A 16,249-nucleotide genomic window follows, 5' to 3' on the forward strand; every position below is an offset into this window, starting at 1 on the left:
CAGAGGGGGCAAAGTGGACATTAACCTCGGCGGATGATCTCCGATCCTGGCTTCCAGGCCGCACGCAGGGCCGGGTTACGCGGCATCGGCCGCCTGATCTTCCCTCTGGTCTTCCTCGCCCTCCTGGGTTTCCTCGTTCGGCCGTTCTCCCCTGACGGCCTCGAGGCGCCACTGCCGTTCCTCGGGGTGGCCGGGGTAGCGGCCGCCATCGCGCTGTTCATCTTCCTCACCGAGGTCACGCGGGGCGCGCGGAACCGAGGCGCCTGGCGCCGGGCCGCGCGAGGTGCCGTTTCCCTGACGCTGCGCGGCGAGGCCGTGGCCAAGCAGCGCAACGTGTCGGGCCGGCCGATGCGCACGATCGTCGTCGAGCACCGCGGGGAGCAGCGGTACCTCCACCTGCTGTTCGCGAAGGGCGCGCCCGCCGACCTTCTGCGGCGGGGCCCGGTGACCGTCGAGTTCTTCGCCGGGACCGAGGTCGAAGGCCCGGCGCGGATCCTCCTGCCCGACGGTAGGACTCTGTGGGCGTTCACCACGCGTCTCGGGGAGCGAGCGGAGACTGCGCCCCGTACCAGGGCCGGACGCGCGTCCGCCACGTCGTCAGACGACGGCAGCGCCGGGCTCATGGTGCCTGCGGTCGTCGTGGGGTCCGGACCGCATGGCGACAACGAGGGCCGGGATCGCGACGCGGGCCGGGACCAGGACGGTGAGAACGACGGGTACGACGGCGGCTCGGGTGACGGGTTCGGTGACACCACGTGGTCGGGCGGTGACGGCTGGACGGGCGGCGGCTCCTGGGGCGGGGACTCAACCTGGTCCGGCTCGGACGGCGGCAGCGGCAGCACCGGCGGCGGTGGCGGCTGGTTCGGTGGTGACTCGGGCGGTGGCTGGTCCGGCGGCGACTCCGGCGGCGGCGGCGACTCGGGTGGCGGTGGCTCCTGACGTGGCGTCGGCAGTTTGCACCACAGAGTCGGCACTTGGCATCGAGATCGGCCCAGGCCTGGACCGACCTCGATGCAAAGGGCCGACTTCCCAGGGGGCTGCCGACTTCGGAGGGCTCAGTAGCTGGCGGGCAACCGGAATGCCGGCGGAGGCGCCTAGTCCCAGAGGCCGCGTTCGATCAGGACGTCCTTGAGCAGGTCGGCGCGGTCGGTGATCAGGCCGTCCACGCCCTCGTCGATGAGCCGGTTCATCTCGTCCGGGTCGTCGATGGTCCAGACGTGCAGCTTCTTGCCGAGCGCGTGCGCGGCCTCGATCGACGCGGCGTCGACCACCGTGACGGACCCTTCGCTCACCGGGACCTGCAGCGCGTCGACGTCGTGCAGGGCGCGCCGGGCCAGCGGGCGCACGTGCAGCCGCACGCCGGTGAGGAAGGTGGCGATCTCCCGGCGCCCGGCCGACGTCGCAACGGGGCGGGACAGCTTGGTGAGCGTCGCGCGGCGGCGGGCGGGTTCGAAGGACGTGACGCACACGCGGTCCCACGAGGCGGTCTTCTCGATGGCCCGGGCGACCGGTCCGACGCCGGAGGCGTGCTTGACGTCGATGTTCACCCTCAGGTCGGGCCACCCGCCCAGCAGGTCCTCGAGCAGCGGCACGGGTTCGACGCCGCCGATGCGCGCCTCCCTGACCTCGGACCACGGCAGCTCGGCCACGAGGCCGGCGCCGTCTGTGGTGCGGTCGAGCGACTCGTCGTGCAGCGCGACGGCCACGCCGTCGATGGTGCCGTGCGCGTCCGTCTCCACGTAGCGGTAGCCGAGGTCGACGGCGGCGCCGAACGCCGCCAGCGAGTTCTCCAGACCCTCGGTACCGGCCGAGGCATGCGCGAACCCGCGGTGGGCGAGGGCTTGGAAGGGCCCCTCGAAGTAGGTCACTGGCTGTCCTTGTCTACCCGGTGTGGTCTACACGATGTGTCTACGTGATGTCTCGGGCGCCGACGTTGGCGCCGACCTGGCTGTCCGTCCATTTCAACATGCCGTCGAGGTATGCCTCGCGCGGCCCGCGAGCTGACAGCGACAGGTCGTGCACACCGCCCGGGACGACGAGCTCGGTGACGTCGTGGCCCAGGCCCGGCCCGAGCGCGGCCATGTGCTGCACGTCGAGCACCGTGTCCTGCGCGTCGAGCAGCGGGTTGTCGAGCTCGTCCGGGCCGGAGGAGTCGGACCGTGCGAGCAGCACGGGGCACGCGATCTCCAGCCCGGCGGCGACACGTGCCTGCCCGCGCCGGACGGCGACGAACCACCCGACGCGGCCGGGCACGCCCTCGGGGCGCTTGAGCGTCGTGTCGAACTCCCAGCGCCCGCCGTTGGCGGCCAGCAGGTGCTCGGCATACCGGGACGGGCCGTCGCTGATGATCGCGGTCGAGGCGAGGTGCCCGACGGTGTCCAGCACCCGCGTCCCGAACGTGCGCTTCCAGAGCGGGGCCCGCAGCTCGAGGAACGGCGAGTCGAGCACGAGCAGGTCGGGTCCGGCGTCGGCCCCTGCCGCGTTGCGGTGCGCGTGCGCCCACAGGGAGGCGGTGAGGCCGCCCGTGGAGTGGGCGTGCACGACCAGCGGCAGCCCCGGCTCCAGGGCGCGCACGGCGCGCGCGGCCGCGGCGATGTCGGTCGCCTGCTCGCGCAGGTCCATCACGAAGTGCGGGAGCTCGTCCGGCTGCAGCGACCGCCCGGCGGCCCGGAGGTCGACGGCGTAGAACGCATACCCGGCCGCCGCGAAGGCGCGGGCCAGGTGCTCCTGGAAGAAGTAGTCGTTGTAGCCGTGCACGTGGATGACGGCGGCCTTGGGCGGTCCGAGGTCCTCCGGGTGCGGGTACCGCACCAGGGTGGCCGGCCCGAGCGGGGTCTCCTGGAACGGTTCGCCGAGCAGATGGTCGGTGCGCCAGTCGAGTGCGACCTGCTGGGACGTCGTCAGGGGTTGTGCGGACACGTGGGGATCGTATGCGAAGCCCCGCCGTCGTGGCAGGTCGCGACGCGCGGGCGGAGCTTCCGGGCACCGTGGTCCAGCTCCGCCTGACCCCTCAGGCCGGGCGCAGGCCGGCGAGCAGGATCTCCAGGTACGGCGTGCGGTCCGTGGCGTCGCCCAGCCGCACCGCGTGCTCCATCCCGCAGACGAGGTGCTCCACCTGCGCCACGGTCAGGTCCGGGCGGATGACGCCCGCCGCCCGGGCGCGGTCGAGGATCGCCTCGAAGCCGGTGACGATCTCCCGCTTGGCCGCGCGCACGTCGTCGGCCTCGTCCTCGGGGGACAGGAGCACGGGTTGCAGGCCGCCCTCCTCGAGCTGCAGCTCGAGCGCGGTGCCCAGCAGGTTGGCGATGGCCACGCCCGGGTCGGGCTCGGCGACCGCCTCGCGGGTCAGGACCTGCAGCCGCTCCAGCGTCTCCCAGGCCAGCGCCTCGACGAGCGCGTGGGTGGTGGGGAAGTGCCGGTAGACCGTGCCGACCCCCACGCCGGCCTCCCGGGCCAGCTCGTTGAACCGCAGGGTGCCGGGGTCGTGGCGGCGCGCCACCTCGAGGATGCGGGCACGGCTGCGTGCGGCGTCGGACCGGAGAGCGGGCATGGGGTGAGCCTACAGCAGAAACGGATGGAAGATCCGTTTCAGGTGCTACGCTCAAACGGATACATCATCCGGAAGTGTTCGCGTGCCCCGTCCGCCGGGGCGCGCCGTGCGCACCGCCGAACCCGAGAGAACCGAGGACCACCATGGCCGCCACCACGACCACCACCACGAGCTGGGACCCCGCCCGCCTGCCCGACCAGACCGGCCGCACCCTCGTCGTCACCGGCGCCACCGCCGGCATCGGCTACTTCGCCGCCGAACAGCTCGCCGCCGCCGGAGCGCACGTCGTGCTCGCGTCCCGCTCGGCCGGCAAGCTCGCGACCGCCGTGGCCGCCATCGAGCACCAGGTGCCCGGTGCCTCGCTCGACACCGTCGTCGTCGACCTGGCGTCCCTGGCGTCCGTGGCGGACGCCGCGGCCCGGGTCGCCGCCCTGCCCCGCGTGGACGGCCTGCTGCTCAACGGCGGGTCCATGGCCATGAAGCGCGGCGCCACCACCGCCGACGGGCTGCCGCTGATCCTCGGCACCCACGTGGTCGCGAACCTGGCGCTGCTTGCGGGCACGCTCCCGGCGCTCGCGGCCACGGGGGAGCGGTACGGCACCACGACGCGGGTGGTGCACACCTCGACCGGGTTCGTCGGGATGTTCCCGATGGCCGTCGACGACGTCCGCCGCGAGCCCTGGGCGGCCGTCGCCGCCTACACGAAGGCGAAGACGGTGACCGAGGTGCTCGCGTTCGAGCTGGCTCGCCGCCTGGCGGCGGCCGAGGCGCCGGTCGCCTCGCTGGTCACCCGTCCCGGGGTGGGCGTGGACGCCAGGACGCCGGAGCGAGCCGGGATCCGCGACGCGACCACGCCTTACCAGCCCAACCCGTACACGCCCTGGGCCCAGGGCAAGGACACCGCCGCCTGGTCGGCGGTCCGCGCCCTGACCGACCCGCGGGCGCGCAACGGCCAGTACTACGCGCCGACCGGGCGGCTGCGGGGCGCCCCGGTGCTCGTCGAGCCGACCGCCCGGACCTTCGCCCCCGAGGGCGACCTGGCGGCGCGTGTGTGGGCCCAGGTCGAGGAGCTCGCGGGGACGGCGCTGCCCGCCCCCGCCGTCCGCCGATAATCACGTGGCAGGATGTCCGCCATGCGCAATATCGGCCGGACAGTGCAGTCGTCGATCTACCGCAACGGGGTCTACGGCCACCGGCCGGCGGTGCCCACCAGCCCCGACGCGCTCGCCGACGCCGCCAGACGCCGCATGACCAGCACCGGCTGGTCCTACGTCTCCGGCGGCGCCGGCGCGCAGCGCACCGTGGCGGCCAACCGGGAGGCCTTCGGCCGGTATCGGATCGTGCCGCGCCAGATGGTCGACGTCGGCGAGCGCTCCCTGGCCACCACCCTGCTCGGCCGCCCGCTGCCCGCCCCCGTGCTGTTCGGGCCGGTCGGGGCCCTGGAGCTCGCCGTGCAGCACCAGCGCGGCGGCCGGGCCGCCGCACCCCGCAACGCCGAGCCCGCGCTCGCCCGCGCCGCCCGCGACCTCGGCCTGCCCGTCGTCATCTCCTCCCAGGCGTCAACGCCCATGGAGGACACCGCCGCGATCCTCGGAGACAGCCCGCGCTGGTTCCAGCTCTACTGGTCGTCCGACGACGCCGTGGTCGAGTCCTTCGTCACCCGCGCCGAGGCCAGCGGGTGCGAGGCGATAGTCGTCACCCTCGACACCCACGTGCTCGGCTGGCGAACCCTCGACCTCGACCTCGGCTACCTGCCGTTCGCCCGCGCCGAGGGCATCGCCCAGTACCTGAGCGACCCCGAGTTCCGGAAGCTCGTCGAGGCCCGGGTCCGCGGCGCGGCGTCGTCGGGCGAGGCGACGGCGTCGAACCGGCCCACCGTGGCCGCCGTCCGCTCGCTGCTGTCCATGGCCCGGCACCACCCCGGCCCCACCCTGCGCAACCTGACCCAGCCGTACGCCCGCGCCGCCGTCGAGACCTTCCTCGACGTCTTCTCCCGCTCCACCCTCACCTGGGCCGACCTCGCCTGGCTGCGCGAACGCACCACCCTGCCCATCCTCGTCAAGGGCATCCAGCACCCCGACGACGCCCGCGCCGCCCTCGACCACGGCGCCGACGGCATCATCGTCTCCAACCACGGCGGGCGACAGATCGACAACGCCGTCGCCTCCCTCGACACCCTGGGCCCCGTAGTCGACGCCGTGCGCGCGCACTCGGGCGGCGGCACGGACACCGGCACGGGCGCCGTCGTACCCGTCCTGTTCGACTCCGGCATCCGCACCGGCGCCGACGTCTTCACCGCGCTCGCCCTCGGGGCCGACGCCGTGCTCCTGGGCCGCCCCTGGGTCTACGGCCTCGCCATCGCGGGAGCCGACGGCGTCCGCGCCGTCGCCGAGCACGTCCTGGCCGAGCTCGACATCACGATGGCGCTCGCGGGCGTGTCGGAGACGGGGCAGATCGGGCGACACAACCTCGCGCTGTGACTCGGCCCTGCCCCGTCCTCGGCCCTGCCCATCCTCGGTCCTGTCCCGTCCTCGGACGGGCGCCCTCCGCGCCTGGAGTGTCGGAGGTGCAGGTCACCGGGGTGACCTGCACCTCCGGCAGGTGGGTCGGTATGAGATCGTGACCGGCTCCAGCACCCGTCGTTCACGCGATCCGGGCAGACTGCGGCCATGACCGACGCCGTACCCGGACCCGACTCGCCGGCCCTTTCGGCCACCGACTCGGCCACCGAGATACCGACGCCCCCGAAGATGGGCCTGGAGCTGCAGGAGGGCGTGCGGATCCCGCGCCGCCAGGTCTTCTCCTGGGCGTTGTGGGACTGGGGGACCCAGCCGTTCAACACGGTCATCCTCACGTTCGTGTTCACGGCGCTGTACCTGACCACGGAGTCGTTCCTGGAGCCGGCCGTCGCGGCGCTGGGCGAGGACGATCCCGCCTACCAGCGCGGCCTCGCGGACCTGACCAGCGGCGTGGGCCTGTGGAACACCCTCGCCGGCCTGCTCATCCTCTTCCTCGCCCCCGTGCTGGGGCAGCGCGCGGACGCCACCGGACGGCGCAAGGCGTGGCTCGCCGGCGGGACGGTCGGCATGGTGCTGTGCATGCTCGCGCTGTGGTTCGTCGAGGCCGACCCGGCCTACTTCGTGCTCGGCGCCGCCCTGATCGGCCTGGGCAGCGTGCTCAACGAGATCGCCGGCGTGAACTACAACGCCATGATGGTCTCGGTCGCCACGCCGAAGACCGTGGGCAAGGTGTCCGGGCTCGGCTGGGGCCTGGGTTACGTCGGCGGCATCCTGGCGCTCCTGTTCGTGGTGGTCGCCAACGGGGCGGACTGGTGGGGCATGCCCACCGACAACGGCCTCGCCTTCCGCGTGATCGCCGTGGGCTGCGCCCTCTGGGCGCTCGCGTTCGCCTGGCCGGTGCTCGCCTTCGTGCCGGAGCTTCCCCCCACCAAGGGCCACGCCAAGGTCGGGTTCTTCGCCAGCTACGTGGTGCTGTTCCGCGACATCCAGGGCCTGTGGCGCACCTCGCGCCGCACCTTCTGGTTCCTGCTGGCCAGCGCCGTCTTCCGCGACGGCCTCAGCGGCGTCTTCGCGTTCGGCGCGATCATCGGCAGCGTCAGCTTCGGCTTCTCCGCCGACCAGGTGATCATCTTCGGGATCGCCGCCAACCTCGTGGCAGGGATCAGCACCGTCCTCGTGGGCTACGCCGACGACCGCTTCGGGCCCCGCGCCGTCATCCTGAGCACGCTGAGCACCATCGTCGTCGCCGGGCTCGCCGTCGTGTTCCTGCGTGATCTGGGCCCCATCGTCTACTGGGTGGGCGGGCTGATCCTGTCCGCCTGCGTCGGCCCTGCTCAGGCTGCGTCCCGGTCCTACCTCGCCCGCGTGACGCCCGCGGGCAAGGAGTCGGAGATCTTCGGCCTCTACGCCACCACCGGCCGGGCCTCGTCCTGGATGTCGAGCGCGCTGTGGACGATCACCATCGCCGCGACGGGCGCGACCATCTGGGGCACCCTCGGGATCGTCGCCGTGGTGCTCGTCGGCCTCGTGCTGATGTGGTTCGTGCAGGAGGCTCCGCTCGCCGACGCGTGACGGGGCGGCGGGCCGAGCGCCTGGGCGGCCGCCCGGCCGAGCCCCGAGCGGCCGGCCGGCGGACCGCGTGACTCTAGTCGGCCGGCCGCTCGGGCTTGGCGCTCTCCGGGTCGCTCGCACTCGTCAGCGCGGCCTTCCTCAGCGCCACCCGTTCCTGCATGGCACTCCTCAGCGCAGCCTGGATCCGGTCGAGGTCGGCCAGCGGCCCCACGTGCCGCAGCTTCTCCGGGTTGATCACGCCACGGATACCCGCGATCGCGCCGCCCGAGATCTCGAACGCCCAGGTGCCCACCAGGCCGCCGCCCACGGCGTCGTCCGCCACGATGAGCAGACCCGGCTCGCCGCCCACCAGAGCCCGCTCGAAGTGGAGGGGCGCGCCACGGTGCATGAAGCCCGCCAGCAGGCGCGCGACCATCTCCCGGCCGGCGACCGGCCGGGCGATCGACATGCCCGGCGGCACCTTCCCGCCGCTGTCACCGGTCAGCACCACGTCCTCGGCGAGCAGCTCCAGGAACGGGTCCACCGCACCCTCCTCGCACGCGGCCAGGAACCGCGCCACGAGCTGTTCGGCCCGGGCCTTGTCACCAGCGGTGCGAGGCCGCAGGGCGTGCCCGTCGGGCCCACCCTGCTCGTCGTGGCCGTCCTGGCCGTCCGGTCCGGCGTGTGCGTCCTGCCGGTCCCGCGCGTCCCGTCGGCCTTGCCCGCCCCGCTCCGGACGCCCGGTCCGTGCGAGCGCGGCGCTCGCGGCCGCTCCGTCCTGCGCCTCGCGTTCGGCGACGTCGCCGCGGTGCCGCGCGATCCGGCGTCGGGCGCGCGATGCCAGCTGACGCGCCGCGACCTCGCTCGTGCCGATGACGCCGGCCGCGTCGCTGTGCGGAAAACCGAGCACGTCGTGCAGCAGGAACGCCGCGCGCTCGGTCGGGGTCAGGGTCTCCAGCAGCACGAGGAACGCCGTCGAGAGATCGTCGGCCAGCTCGGCATGACCGGCGACGTCGGGCGGCGCGGTCGCCATGGCGACCGGAAGGTTCGACGGGACCGGGCCGACCAGGGGCTCGGGCAGCCAGTCGCCCACGTAGGACTCACGCCGGACCCGGGCCGAGCGCAGCACGTCGATAGCTATCCGCGTCGTGACGGTGGTGACGAACGCGTCCGGGTTGTGTACCCCCTCCGCCTGCGAGACTCGGGTCAGCGCCTCCTGCACCACGTCCTCCGCCTCGGCGACGCTGCCGAGCATCCGGTACGCCACCGTGAAGGCGAGGGGACGCAGCCGGGCGAGCGCGGCGTCGTCGAGCCGGGCGGTGCCGGCGTGCGTCGCGGCCCGCGGGGTGCCGGGCTCGGGGCTGTCGGGATCCGTCATGGGGCCATGTTCTCGCGTCACAACCCGACGACGAGAGCCCGGCACAAAACGTGACGGCAGGACGGCGGGTGGTCGGCCGCAGGTCACATGATCGGTCAGCGTGCGCGCATGGCGTCGATCTCGTCGCGGCGAAACAGGATGAGGCGGTCCAGGACGCCGTCGGGCAACGGATCGTCCGGTGCGAACCGGATGGTGCCCTTCGACGTCGAGAAGCCGGCCAGGTCCGGTGCGAGCGCGTCGATCGCGGGCGGGCTGAACGGGTACAGCCCGATGTGCTTCGCCGTGGCCCGCGCCGAGACGAGCGGGCTGCCGCGGTAGCGCAGGGCGGCCATGCCGTAGCTCATGCCCTCCTCGGCGTCCGGCACGAGCTCGAGCGCCCGCGCGCGCACGTGCTCGACGGCGTCCCGCACCGGTCCGTCCAGGCTCGCTATGTACTCGGTGAACTCGTCCATGAGCACAGCCTCGCCAGGTCTGGCACTTTCCGCGAGGGCTGCTGTCGACCAGCGGCTCGACGGCCGGTCACGCCGCCACGGGCCGGGTCCGTCCAGCGAGCACCATCGCGCTCGCGGCCAGCAGCCCGGTCAGCCCCAGCACGACGGCGTACGCGGGCAGCCCCGCGACGTCGTACAGGACCCACAGCAGCGCCCCGGTAGCGGAGGACGCGATCGCGGCGGCCACGGCGTCGGCCACCTGCAGCGCCGACGACGCCGAACCCTGCTCGTGCGGCGCCGCCAGCTCGAGCGTGAGGACCGACAGCGTCGGGTAGACCAGGCCCATCCCGCTGCCCGACAGCACCCAGAACGCCATCCCGACCCCGGCCGGCACACCAGGGAGCACGAGAACGGCCGCGCCGACCATGCCGAGGGCAAGCAGGCCGCCGCCCAGCCGCACGTATCCGGCGTGGCTCAGGCGCAGCAGGTTGCGCCCGCGCACCCACGACGCCGCGGACCAGCCGAGCGCCCCCACCGTGAGGATCAGCCCGGCACCGCCGGGGCTCAGGTGCCGCTCGTGCACGAGGAGCAGCGGAAGCAGCACCTCGGCGCCGGTGAACGCCCCCGACACCAGAGCCCGCACCGACACGACGGCCGGCAGCCCGCGCCCGGCCCGCAGCACGGACACGGCCAGGCGCAGCGCGTGCATTAGGGGACGCTCCGGCCGCCCGACGACGGGCTCGCCGCCCTTCAGGTCCTTGCCGACGCGTTTGCCGTCCGGCGCGGGACTGTCGCCTCGCGCCGCCGTCAGCCCCGGCCGCATCAGGATCGCCGCCGGGACGGTCAGCGCGGCCGCGCCGAGGAAGACCCACCGCCAGCCCAGGTGGTCCACCACGAGACCGGCCAGGCCTGGCCCGACGATCGCGGGCACCACCCAGGCTGCGGCGAACGCGGAGAACACGGCGGGGCGCCGGTCGGGCGCGAAGACGCGGGCGACCAGGACGTACAGCGCGACGCCGAACAGCCCGCTCCCGACGCCCTGCACCGCACGCCCCGCGATGAGGGCGCCCATGCCGGTAGCGGTGCCGGCGACCACGAGCCCGACCACGAAGAGCGCCACGCCGGTCCACATCGCCGGCGCCGGGCCGGTGCGGTCGCACCAGCGTCCAGCCGTGAGCATGCCGACCACGCTGGTCGCGAAGACCACCGCGAACGCGAACGTGTAGTGCCGCAGCCCGTCCAGGTCGACGGCGATGGTGGGCATCGCCGTCGCCACGGCGAGGGCCTCGAACGCGCCGAGCGAGCAGAGCGCGACCATCCCGGTCAGGACGAGGCGCTGCGCGCCGCGGCTCAGCGTGCCCGGCTGTGTGCCCGACTGTTCGCTGGACTGTCCGGCCGGCTGTGCGCTCGGCTGCGAGGGGAGCGTGTCGGTCACACCAGCACCACCTTGCCGGTGGTGCGGCGCTCCTCGAGCTCGCGGTGGGCCCGGGCGGCCTCGGCGAACGGCACGCGGTGGGTCGCGACCCGCCACCGGCCCGACGCCGCCTGGGCCAGCGCACGCTCCTGGTACGGCCGCTGGTCGGGCATCGGGGGTGCGTCCGGCCCGACGGCGTAGCGCACCTCGATCGGCGACTCGATCCGGTCGGCGCCCGCCCAGGACGTGTAGCGGTTGGGCGCACCGGACGCCCAGCCGTAGGCGACGAGCCGGCTGCCCGCCATGTCCAGCACGGTCGCGTCCTGCGCGGTCGCGTCCGACAGTGTCTTGTCCGGCGGAGTCGTGTTCAGCAGCGCCGCGTCCATCAGGCTCGTGGCGGCCGTGCCGAGCTCGCCGCCTACGCCGTCGAACACGAGTGTCGCGGGGGACGGCCCGAGGGCCGCGCGCGCCGTGTCCAGCCAGCCGGGTTCGGAGTAGTCGACGAGGGTGAGGCGGTCCGAGCCGGACAGCGTGTCGGTCGAAGTGGCGGGAAGAGTGTCGGTCGGGGCGTCAATCGGGGCGTCGGGCGAGACGTCGGGCAGGGCATCCGGCACGAGGTCCTGGAGGATCTTCAGCTTCGCCGCGCCGCCCGCGAGGGCGACGACGCGGGCGCCGGACCGCAGCGCCTCCTGCACAAAGAGTGGGCCGAGCCCGCCCGCGGCACCGGTCACGACCACGACGTCGGCCGCGGTCACAGCCGCGATGTCGAGGGTGTAGACGGCCATCCGGCCGGTGCCGATCATGGCTATCGCGTCGGCCGGGTCGAGGGGAGCGCCGTCGGGCCCGTCGGGGATCGCGTGCAGCTTCTCGGCGGCGACGACGACCCGGCGGGCGTACCCGCCGCCGTCGGGCACCGCGCCGAGGTGGGCCGCCACGCGCCGTCCGGTCCACGAGGCATCGACCCCGGGACCGACCTCGGCCACGGTGCCCGCGATCTCGCGGCCGGGGACCGTCGGCAGGCTCGGCAGGGGGAGCGGCGGGCCGGCCTCGCCGCGGCGGATGCTGGTGTCGAGGAGGTGCACGCCGTGCGCGACGGCGTCGACCAGCACCTCGCCAGGGCCGGGGACGGGGTCCGGGATCTGCTCGAGCGTGAGGACCTCGGGCGGCCCGAAGGAGTGGTGTCTGATCGCGTCCATGCGCTCATCCTTTAACCTGAACCAAAGTTGAGGTCAACTGTGACCTGCGCCGGTCGGCGTCGCCTGCATTGGCGTCGCTTGCATCGGCGTCACCTGAATGGAAGCACCTCGAAGCATCCGGAGTCACCCGGAATCCGGCGTCACCTGGAACCGCACTGGAATCGCACCTGGAATCGCGAGAGCCGTAGGAGGCCATGCATGGAAGCGCCCAACCCCGCCGTCCCCTGGGACCGTGACGAGCTCACCGTCGGCGACCTCGCCACCCGGAGCGGTGTGACGGTGTCCGCGCTGCACTTCTACGAGCGCAAGGGGCTGATCACGAGCCGACGCACGTCGGGCAACCAGCGGCGCTACCGGCGGGAGACCTTGCGGCGCGTGGCATTCATCCGCGTGTCCCAGCGCGTCGGGATCCCGCTCGCCGACATCGGGGCGGCCCTCGACACCCTGCCCGGCGACCGCACGCCCACCGCGAAGGACTGGCGCCGCATCTCGCAGGCCTGGCACGACGACCTCGACGCAAGGATCGAACAGCTCTCCCGGCTGCGCGACCATCTCACCGACTGCATCGGCTGCGGCTGCCTCTCGCTGCGCCGGTGCGCGCTGACCAACCCGCACGACGCCCTCGCCGAGGCCGGCCCTGGCCCGCGGACGCTGCTGGTGGACGGGCTGGAGCCCGACGGGGCCTGAGCGTCAGTAGCCGGGCCGCGACCCCAGAGAACCGCTGAACACAATCACTGTCAGTGGCCGGGGGTAGCGTGCGCGACACCGAACGAGATCAGCCGAGGGAGAGCCGTGGGCACGTACTTCGAGTGGGTCGCCGACCTGGACGCGACCGAGGCCGAGGCCCCTGAGCTGGGGCGACGCGTCGTGGACGCGCTCGTCGCGCGCGGGGTGCTGCTGCCGGAGCTGTCCTCGGACGCGGCCCTCGGCGGCGTCGGTCACCCGCCGGGCCCCGCATGGGCGGACACCGTGGCGCGGTCCGTCTCGGGCGAGGCGCCGTGGGGCATGCAGGTGGGAGTGGGGCGCGAGGTGTACGACGGCGGGCAGGGCGCCGTCGCCGCGGTCACCTGCCCCGGGTGCTTTGTCCGGAGGTCGTTCTTCGGGCCGCCCGAGGAGTTCGGCCCCACCTGCTCGGACGAGGACGGGCTGCGCTGGTTCTACGACGCTGCCGCCACCTGGCGCAGCGACGGCGTCGCCGACCTGGAGTGCCGCACGTGCGGTGCCGCGGCCCCGGTCACGCGGTGGACTGCCGACGCCGCCGCGCTCGCGTGCCTGGGCTTCACCTTCTGGGGCTGGGACGAGCTGCTGCCCGAGGTGACCGAGTGGATCGCCGCGGCGACGGGCGGGCACCGGATCGTGCGCGGGAGCGGCAAGGTCTGACGGTTGATCGCGACTCGATCGCGACGCGCAGGTCAGGGCGAGACCCGACGGCGGCGGGCGCGGCGGGCCACTAGGCTCGCGGCCATGGCTTCTGCACTGCCCAGCGTCCTGGTGCTCAACGGTCCCAACCTCGGCCGGCTCGGCGTCCGCGAGCCCGAGATCTACGGTCACGCCTCGATGGCGGACCTCGAGGTCGCCGCCGCGAAGTGGGGCGAGGAGCTCGGCCTGGCGGTCGAGGTGCGACAGACCGACGGCGAGTCCGAGATCGTCGGCTGGCTCCACGAGGCCGTCGACGCCGGCGCCCACGTCGTGCTGAACCCGGCGGCGTTCACGCACTACTCGTACGCGCTGCGCGACGCCGCGGCCCAGGTCACGTCGGCGGGGCTGCTGCTCGTCGAGGTGCACCTGTCCAACCCGGCGACGCGGGAGTCGTTCCGGCACTACTCGGTGGTGGCCGGGATCGCGACGGGAACGGTCGCGGGGTTCGGGTTCGACTCGTACAGGCTGGCGCTGACGGCGATCGCCGGGCGGCTGGGGGAGTAGTGCCGGACGGCGGAGGAGCGTCGCCAAGCTAGACCACCGATCAAGCCTCGAACCTTGATTCCATAAACTTAAGTCCATGGCCTTGAGGTGATTGCCTAAAGCCACTATGCTTTAGGCATGATCGTCCTGACCGTCGACCAGCGGGGCTCGACCTACGCGGCCGACCGGGTTCCCGAGGTGCTCGCGGAGCTCGCGCGCCTGACGCGTGGCCGCGAGGGGCTCGTGGTGCCGTTCGAGCGCACGGTGGGCGACGAGGTGCAGGGGATCCTGGCGGCCGGTCGCCGGGGTGCCGAGCTCGCCGTCGACATCGGGCTGCACCTGCTGCGCGACCAGGGCTGGAGCATCGGCATCGGCGTCGGCCAGGTCGAGGGTCCGCTGCCCACGGTGTCCCGCGAGGCGCGCGGGTTCGCGTTCTACCGTGCCCGTGACGCCGTCGAGCGGGCCAAGACCCGGAGCCGGGGCACGTCGGTCGCGGTGGAGGGTCCGCCACCGGGCGCGGCGGACCTGAGAGCGTCGGGCGACGCGACGTCGGGCAGGCCGGCGTCGGGCAAGCAGGCAGGCGACGTTGCATCGGGCGATACCGCGTCGGGCGACAAAGTGGAGCCGGATCTGGCCGCCGAGGTCGAGGCCCTGCTGCGTCTTCTTGCCGCGGTCCGCGCGCGTCGGACTCCCCAAGGGTGGGAGGTCGCCGATACGCTCGCCACGCTGACGGACAAACCGGGACGACAGAAGATCGTTGCCCAGTCCCTGAACGTCAGCGAGCAGGCGGTGAGCCAGCGCCTCCGAGCGGCCCTCTGGCAGGAGGAGGAAGCCGTGCGGCCGGTGGTGGTGCGGCTGCTCGCCGAGCTGAGCTGCTCGGTCAGCAGCGAGCCGGACGCCCCGAGCGGGCCGTCCGCTGAAGCAGGCAAGGGCAAACGCAAGACGAAGCGCGCGAAGAGCTGAGGAGACGTCACGTCGTGACCTGGGAGACGCTGAACTACTTCGACGGGTGGCAGTGGTTCGCGGCCGTCGCGATCTGGCTGGTCACGCTGGCGCTCAGCGTCATCGTCGGCTCGTGGGTGGTGCCGTGGGTCTTGCGCCGCGCGGGCCGGGGAGACCTGCCGTGGGCGCGGTACAAGCCGCCCGTGTATCCGCAGTCGCTGGAGCCGGGCGGAGAAGCGAGCGGAGAGCCCGGCGGAGAGCCGGGCGGCGAAGCGGGCGGAGAGCCGGAGAAGGACGACAAGGGCTCCGGCGCCGAGGGCTCGGTCAAGGCCGGCTCGGCCAAGGGCGGTGTCCGGTCCGGCGAGGAGTCGCCGACCGGCACGATGCACCCGGCGGCCGTGGCCATCCTGCGGGGAGGCGCCTGGCTCGGCGTGCTGGAGCGTCTCGCGATCACGGGCTCCCTGCTGGCGGGCTACCCGTACGGCATAGCGATAGTGATCGCGATCAAGGGCCTGGGCCGCTACGCGGAGCTGCGTGACCAGCCGGTCGCGTCGGAGCGGTTCGTCGTCGGCACGCTCGCCTCGCTGATCTGGTCGGTCGCGACGGGCCTGCTGGGGCTGGCCGCGCTGAATGTGCTCGTGCTCTGACCGGTCCGTTAGACTTGACCGCTGCTGCTTGACGCCTTGCTAGATCAACCAGCGTGATCACCCCAGCCGCCGGCCCGCTGTCGGCGTGCCCTGGGTACACCTTCACCAACACAGGAAGACGAACGTGGCTACCTCCAACGACATCAAGAACGGCACCGTGCTCCGGATCGACGGCAACCTCTGGACTGTCATCGAGTTCCAGCATGTCAAGCCGGGCAAGGGTGGAGCGTTCGTCCGGACGAAGATGAAGAACGTGCTGTCCGGCAAGGTCGTCGACAAGACGTTCAACGCGGGCATCAAGGTCGAGACGGCCAACGTGGACCGCCGCGACTTCCAGTACCTGTACATGGACGGCGAGGACTTCGTCTTCATGGACAACGACACCTACGACCAGGTGAACGTGCCGGCGGCGACCGTCGGGGACGCGAAGGACTACATGCTCGAGGGCATGAGCGTCATGCTCGCCTCGAACGACGGCACCCCGCTCTACATCGAGCTCCCGACGTCCGTGGTCCTGGAGATCACGTACACGGAGCCGGGCCTGCAGGGCGACCGCTCCACCGGCGGCACCAAGCCGGCGACCCTCGAGACGGGTGCGGAGATCCAGGTCCCGCTGTTCCTCGAGCAGGGTGTCAAGGTCAAGGTCGACACGCGCACGGGCGACTACCTCGGCCGCGTCACCGACTGACGCAGCAGCTCCCTAGCAGGTTTCGTAGCAG

At 73.1% G+C, this 16,249-nt stretch carries 17 protein-coding genes; 10 read left to right on the plus strand and 7 right to left on the minus strand.

The window, feature by feature from the left end:
- The first annotated feature begins 33 nt into the window (after positions 1-33).
- Positions 34-939 (plus strand): hypothetical protein, encoded by a 906-nt coding sequence (locus tag C8K30_RS17060; protein ID WP_108494108.1) that lies wholly within the window; start codon positions 34-36, stop codon positions 937-939.
- Positions 940-1,094: 155 nt separating this feature from the next.
- Here C8K30_RS17060 and C8K30_RS17065 read toward each other — a convergent pair whose 3' ends face one another.
- The 3 genes from C8K30_RS17065 to C8K30_RS17075 all read right to left on the minus strand — a co-directional run bounded on the left by C8K30_RS17065 (position 1,095) and on the right by C8K30_RS17075 (position 3,550).
- Entirely contained in the window at positions 1,095-1,868 is a 774-nt protein-coding gene (locus C8K30_RS17065; protein ID WP_108494109.1) for a glycerophosphodiester phosphodiesterase, read from the minus strand.
- A 40-nt stretch (positions 1,869-1,908) separates the two neighbouring features.
- A complete protein-coding gene (locus tag C8K30_RS17070; RefSeq protein ID WP_233257233.1) occupies positions 1,909-2,919 on the minus strand; it encodes an alpha/beta fold hydrolase in 1,011 nt (336 codons plus the stop codon).
- A gap of 91 nt (positions 2,920-3,010) precedes the next feature.
- Positions 3,011-3,550 (minus strand): TetR/AcrR family transcriptional regulator, encoded by a 540-nt coding sequence (locus C8K30_RS17075; RefSeq protein WP_108494110.1) that lies wholly within the window; start codon positions 3,548-3,550, stop codon positions 3,011-3,013.
- 143 nt (positions 3,551-3,693) lie between these two features.
- Between C8K30_RS17075 and C8K30_RS17080 the strand changes: the two genes are divergently transcribed.
- The 3 genes from C8K30_RS17080 to C8K30_RS17090 all read left to right on the plus strand — a co-directional run bounded on the left by C8K30_RS17080 (position 3,694) and on the right by C8K30_RS17090 (position 7,641).
- A complete protein-coding gene (locus C8K30_RS17080) occupies positions 3,694-4,662 on the plus strand; it encodes an SDR family NAD(P)-dependent oxidoreductase (RefSeq protein WP_108494111.1) in 969 nt (322 codons plus the stop codon).
- Positions 4,663-4,683: 21 nt separating this feature from the next.
- Positions 4,684-6,030, plus strand: a complete 1,347-nt coding sequence (locus C8K30_RS17085; protein WP_233257234.1) for an alpha-hydroxy-acid oxidizing protein — start codon at positions 4,684-4,686, stop codon at positions 6,028-6,030.
- A 189-nt stretch (positions 6,031-6,219) separates the two neighbouring features.
- The gene (locus C8K30_RS17090) at positions 6,220-7,641 is read left to right on the plus strand and encodes an MFS transporter (RefSeq protein ID WP_108494113.1); all 1,422 of its coding nucleotides are present in this window, start codon (positions 6,220-6,222) and stop codon (positions 7,639-7,641) included.
- Positions 7,642-7,714: 73 nt separating this feature from the next.
- Here C8K30_RS17090 and C8K30_RS17095 read toward each other — a convergent pair whose 3' ends face one another.
- The 4 genes from C8K30_RS17095 to C8K30_RS17110 all read right to left on the minus strand — a co-directional run bounded on the left by C8K30_RS17095 (position 7,715) and on the right by C8K30_RS17110 (position 12,039).
- Entirely contained in the window at positions 7,715-8,998 is a 1,284-nt protein-coding gene (locus C8K30_RS17095) for a sigma-70 family RNA polymerase sigma factor (protein ID WP_108494114.1), read from the minus strand.
- 95 nt (positions 8,999-9,093) lie between these two features.
- Positions 9,094-9,450 (minus strand): iron chaperone, encoded by a 357-nt coding sequence (locus tag C8K30_RS17100; protein ID WP_108494115.1) that lies wholly within the window; start codon positions 9,448-9,450, stop codon positions 9,094-9,096.
- Between the two features lie 67 nt (positions 9,451-9,517).
- The gene (locus C8K30_RS17105) at positions 9,518-10,864 is read right to left on the minus strand and encodes an MFS transporter (RefSeq protein ID WP_108494116.1); all 1,347 of its coding nucleotides are present in this window, start codon (positions 10,862-10,864) and stop codon (positions 9,518-9,520) included.
- The gene (locus tag C8K30_RS17110) at positions 10,861-12,039 is read right to left on the minus strand and encodes a zinc-binding dehydrogenase (RefSeq protein ID WP_108494117.1); all 1,179 of its coding nucleotides are present in this window, start codon (positions 12,037-12,039) and stop codon (positions 10,861-10,863) included. Before C8K30_RS17110 ends, C8K30_RS17105 begins: the two co-directional genes overlap by 4 nt.
- 198 nt (positions 12,040-12,237) lie before the next feature.
- On the opposite strand from C8K30_RS17110, the gene soxR reads away from it, so the two are divergent.
- The 6 genes from soxR to efp all read left to right on the plus strand — a co-directional run bounded on the left by soxR (position 12,238) and on the right by efp (position 16,218).
- The gene (soxR, locus tag C8K30_RS17115) at positions 12,238-12,726 is read left to right on the plus strand and encodes a redox-sensitive transcriptional activator SoxR (RefSeq protein ID WP_108494118.1); all 489 of its coding nucleotides are present in this window, start codon (positions 12,238-12,240) and stop codon (positions 12,724-12,726) included.
- Positions 12,727-12,831: 105 nt separating this feature from the next.
- Entirely contained in the window at positions 12,832-13,419 is a 588-nt protein-coding gene (locus tag C8K30_RS17120; RefSeq protein ID WP_108494119.1) for a hypothetical protein, read from the plus strand.
- Between the two features lie 84 nt (positions 13,420-13,503).
- Positions 13,504-13,962 (plus strand): type II 3-dehydroquinate dehydratase, encoded by a 459-nt coding sequence (locus C8K30_RS17125; RefSeq protein WP_108494120.1) that lies wholly within the window; start codon positions 13,504-13,506, stop codon positions 13,960-13,962.
- A 117-nt stretch (positions 13,963-14,079) separates the two neighbouring features.
- A complete protein-coding gene (locus C8K30_RS17130; RefSeq protein WP_199230544.1) occupies positions 14,080-14,904 on the plus strand; it encodes a hypothetical protein in 825 nt (274 codons plus the stop codon).
- 14 nt (positions 14,905-14,918) lie between these two features.
- Positions 14,919-15,530, plus strand: a complete 612-nt coding sequence (locus C8K30_RS30995) for a hypothetical protein (RefSeq protein WP_199230545.1) — start codon at positions 14,919-14,921, stop codon at positions 15,528-15,530.
- Between the two features lie 124 nt (positions 15,531-15,654).
- Positions 15,655-16,218: an elongation factor P gene (efp, locus tag C8K30_RS17140; protein WP_108494121.1), complete on the plus strand. Its 564-nt coding sequence runs from the start codon at positions 15,655-15,657 to the stop codon at positions 16,216-16,218.
- Positions 16,219-16,249: the final 31 nt, after the last annotated feature.

Origin of the sequence: Promicromonospora sp. AC04 (assembly GCF_003058225.1) — a bacterium.
Lineage (GTDB): Bacteria > Actinomycetota > Actinomycetes > Actinomycetales > Cellulomonadaceae > Promicromonospora.

What these genes read in the sequence shown, in the direction of transcription:
- C8K30_RS17060 (WP_108494108.1), top strand. Translation starts at nt 34, where the DNA reads ATGATCTCCGATCCTGGCTTCCAGGCCGCACGCAGGGCCGGGTTACGC.
- C8K30_RS17075 (WP_108494110.1), bottom strand. Translation starts at nt 3,550, where the DNA reads ATGCCCGCTCTCCGGTCCGACGCCGCACGCAGCCGTGCCCGCATCCTC.
- C8K30_RS17080 (WP_108494111.1), top strand. Translation starts at nt 3,694, where the DNA reads ATGGCCGCCACCACGACCACCACCACGAGCTGGGACCCCGCCCGCCTG.
- C8K30_RS17085 (WP_233257234.1), top strand. Translation starts at nt 4,684, where the DNA reads ATGCGCAATATCGGCCGGACAGTGCAGTCGTCGATCTACCGCAACGGG.
- C8K30_RS17090 (WP_108494113.1), top strand. Translation starts at nt 6,220, where the DNA reads ATGACCGACGCCGTACCCGGACCCGACTCGCCGGCCCTTTCGGCCACC.
- C8K30_RS17095 (WP_108494114.1), bottom strand. Translation starts at nt 8,998, where the DNA reads ATGACGGATCCCGACAGCCCCGAGCCCGGCACCCCGCGGGCCGCGACG.
- C8K30_RS17100 (WP_108494115.1), bottom strand. Translation starts at nt 9,450, where the DNA reads ATGGACGAGTTCACCGAGTACATAGCGAGCCTGGACGGACCGGTGCGG.
- C8K30_RS17110 (WP_108494117.1), bottom strand. Translation starts at nt 12,039, where the DNA reads ATGGACGCGATCAGACACCACTCCTTCGGGCCGCCCGAGGTCCTCACG.
- soxR (WP_108494118.1), top strand. Translation starts at nt 12,238, where the DNA reads ATGGAAGCGCCCAACCCCGCCGTCCCCTGGGACCGTGACGAGCTCACC.
- C8K30_RS17125 (WP_108494120.1), top strand. Translation starts at nt 13,504, where the DNA reads ATGGCTTCTGCACTGCCCAGCGTCCTGGTGCTCAACGGTCCCAACCTC.
- C8K30_RS17130 (WP_199230544.1), top strand. Translation starts at nt 14,080, where the DNA reads ATGATCGTCCTGACCGTCGACCAGCGGGGCTCGACCTACGCGGCCGAC.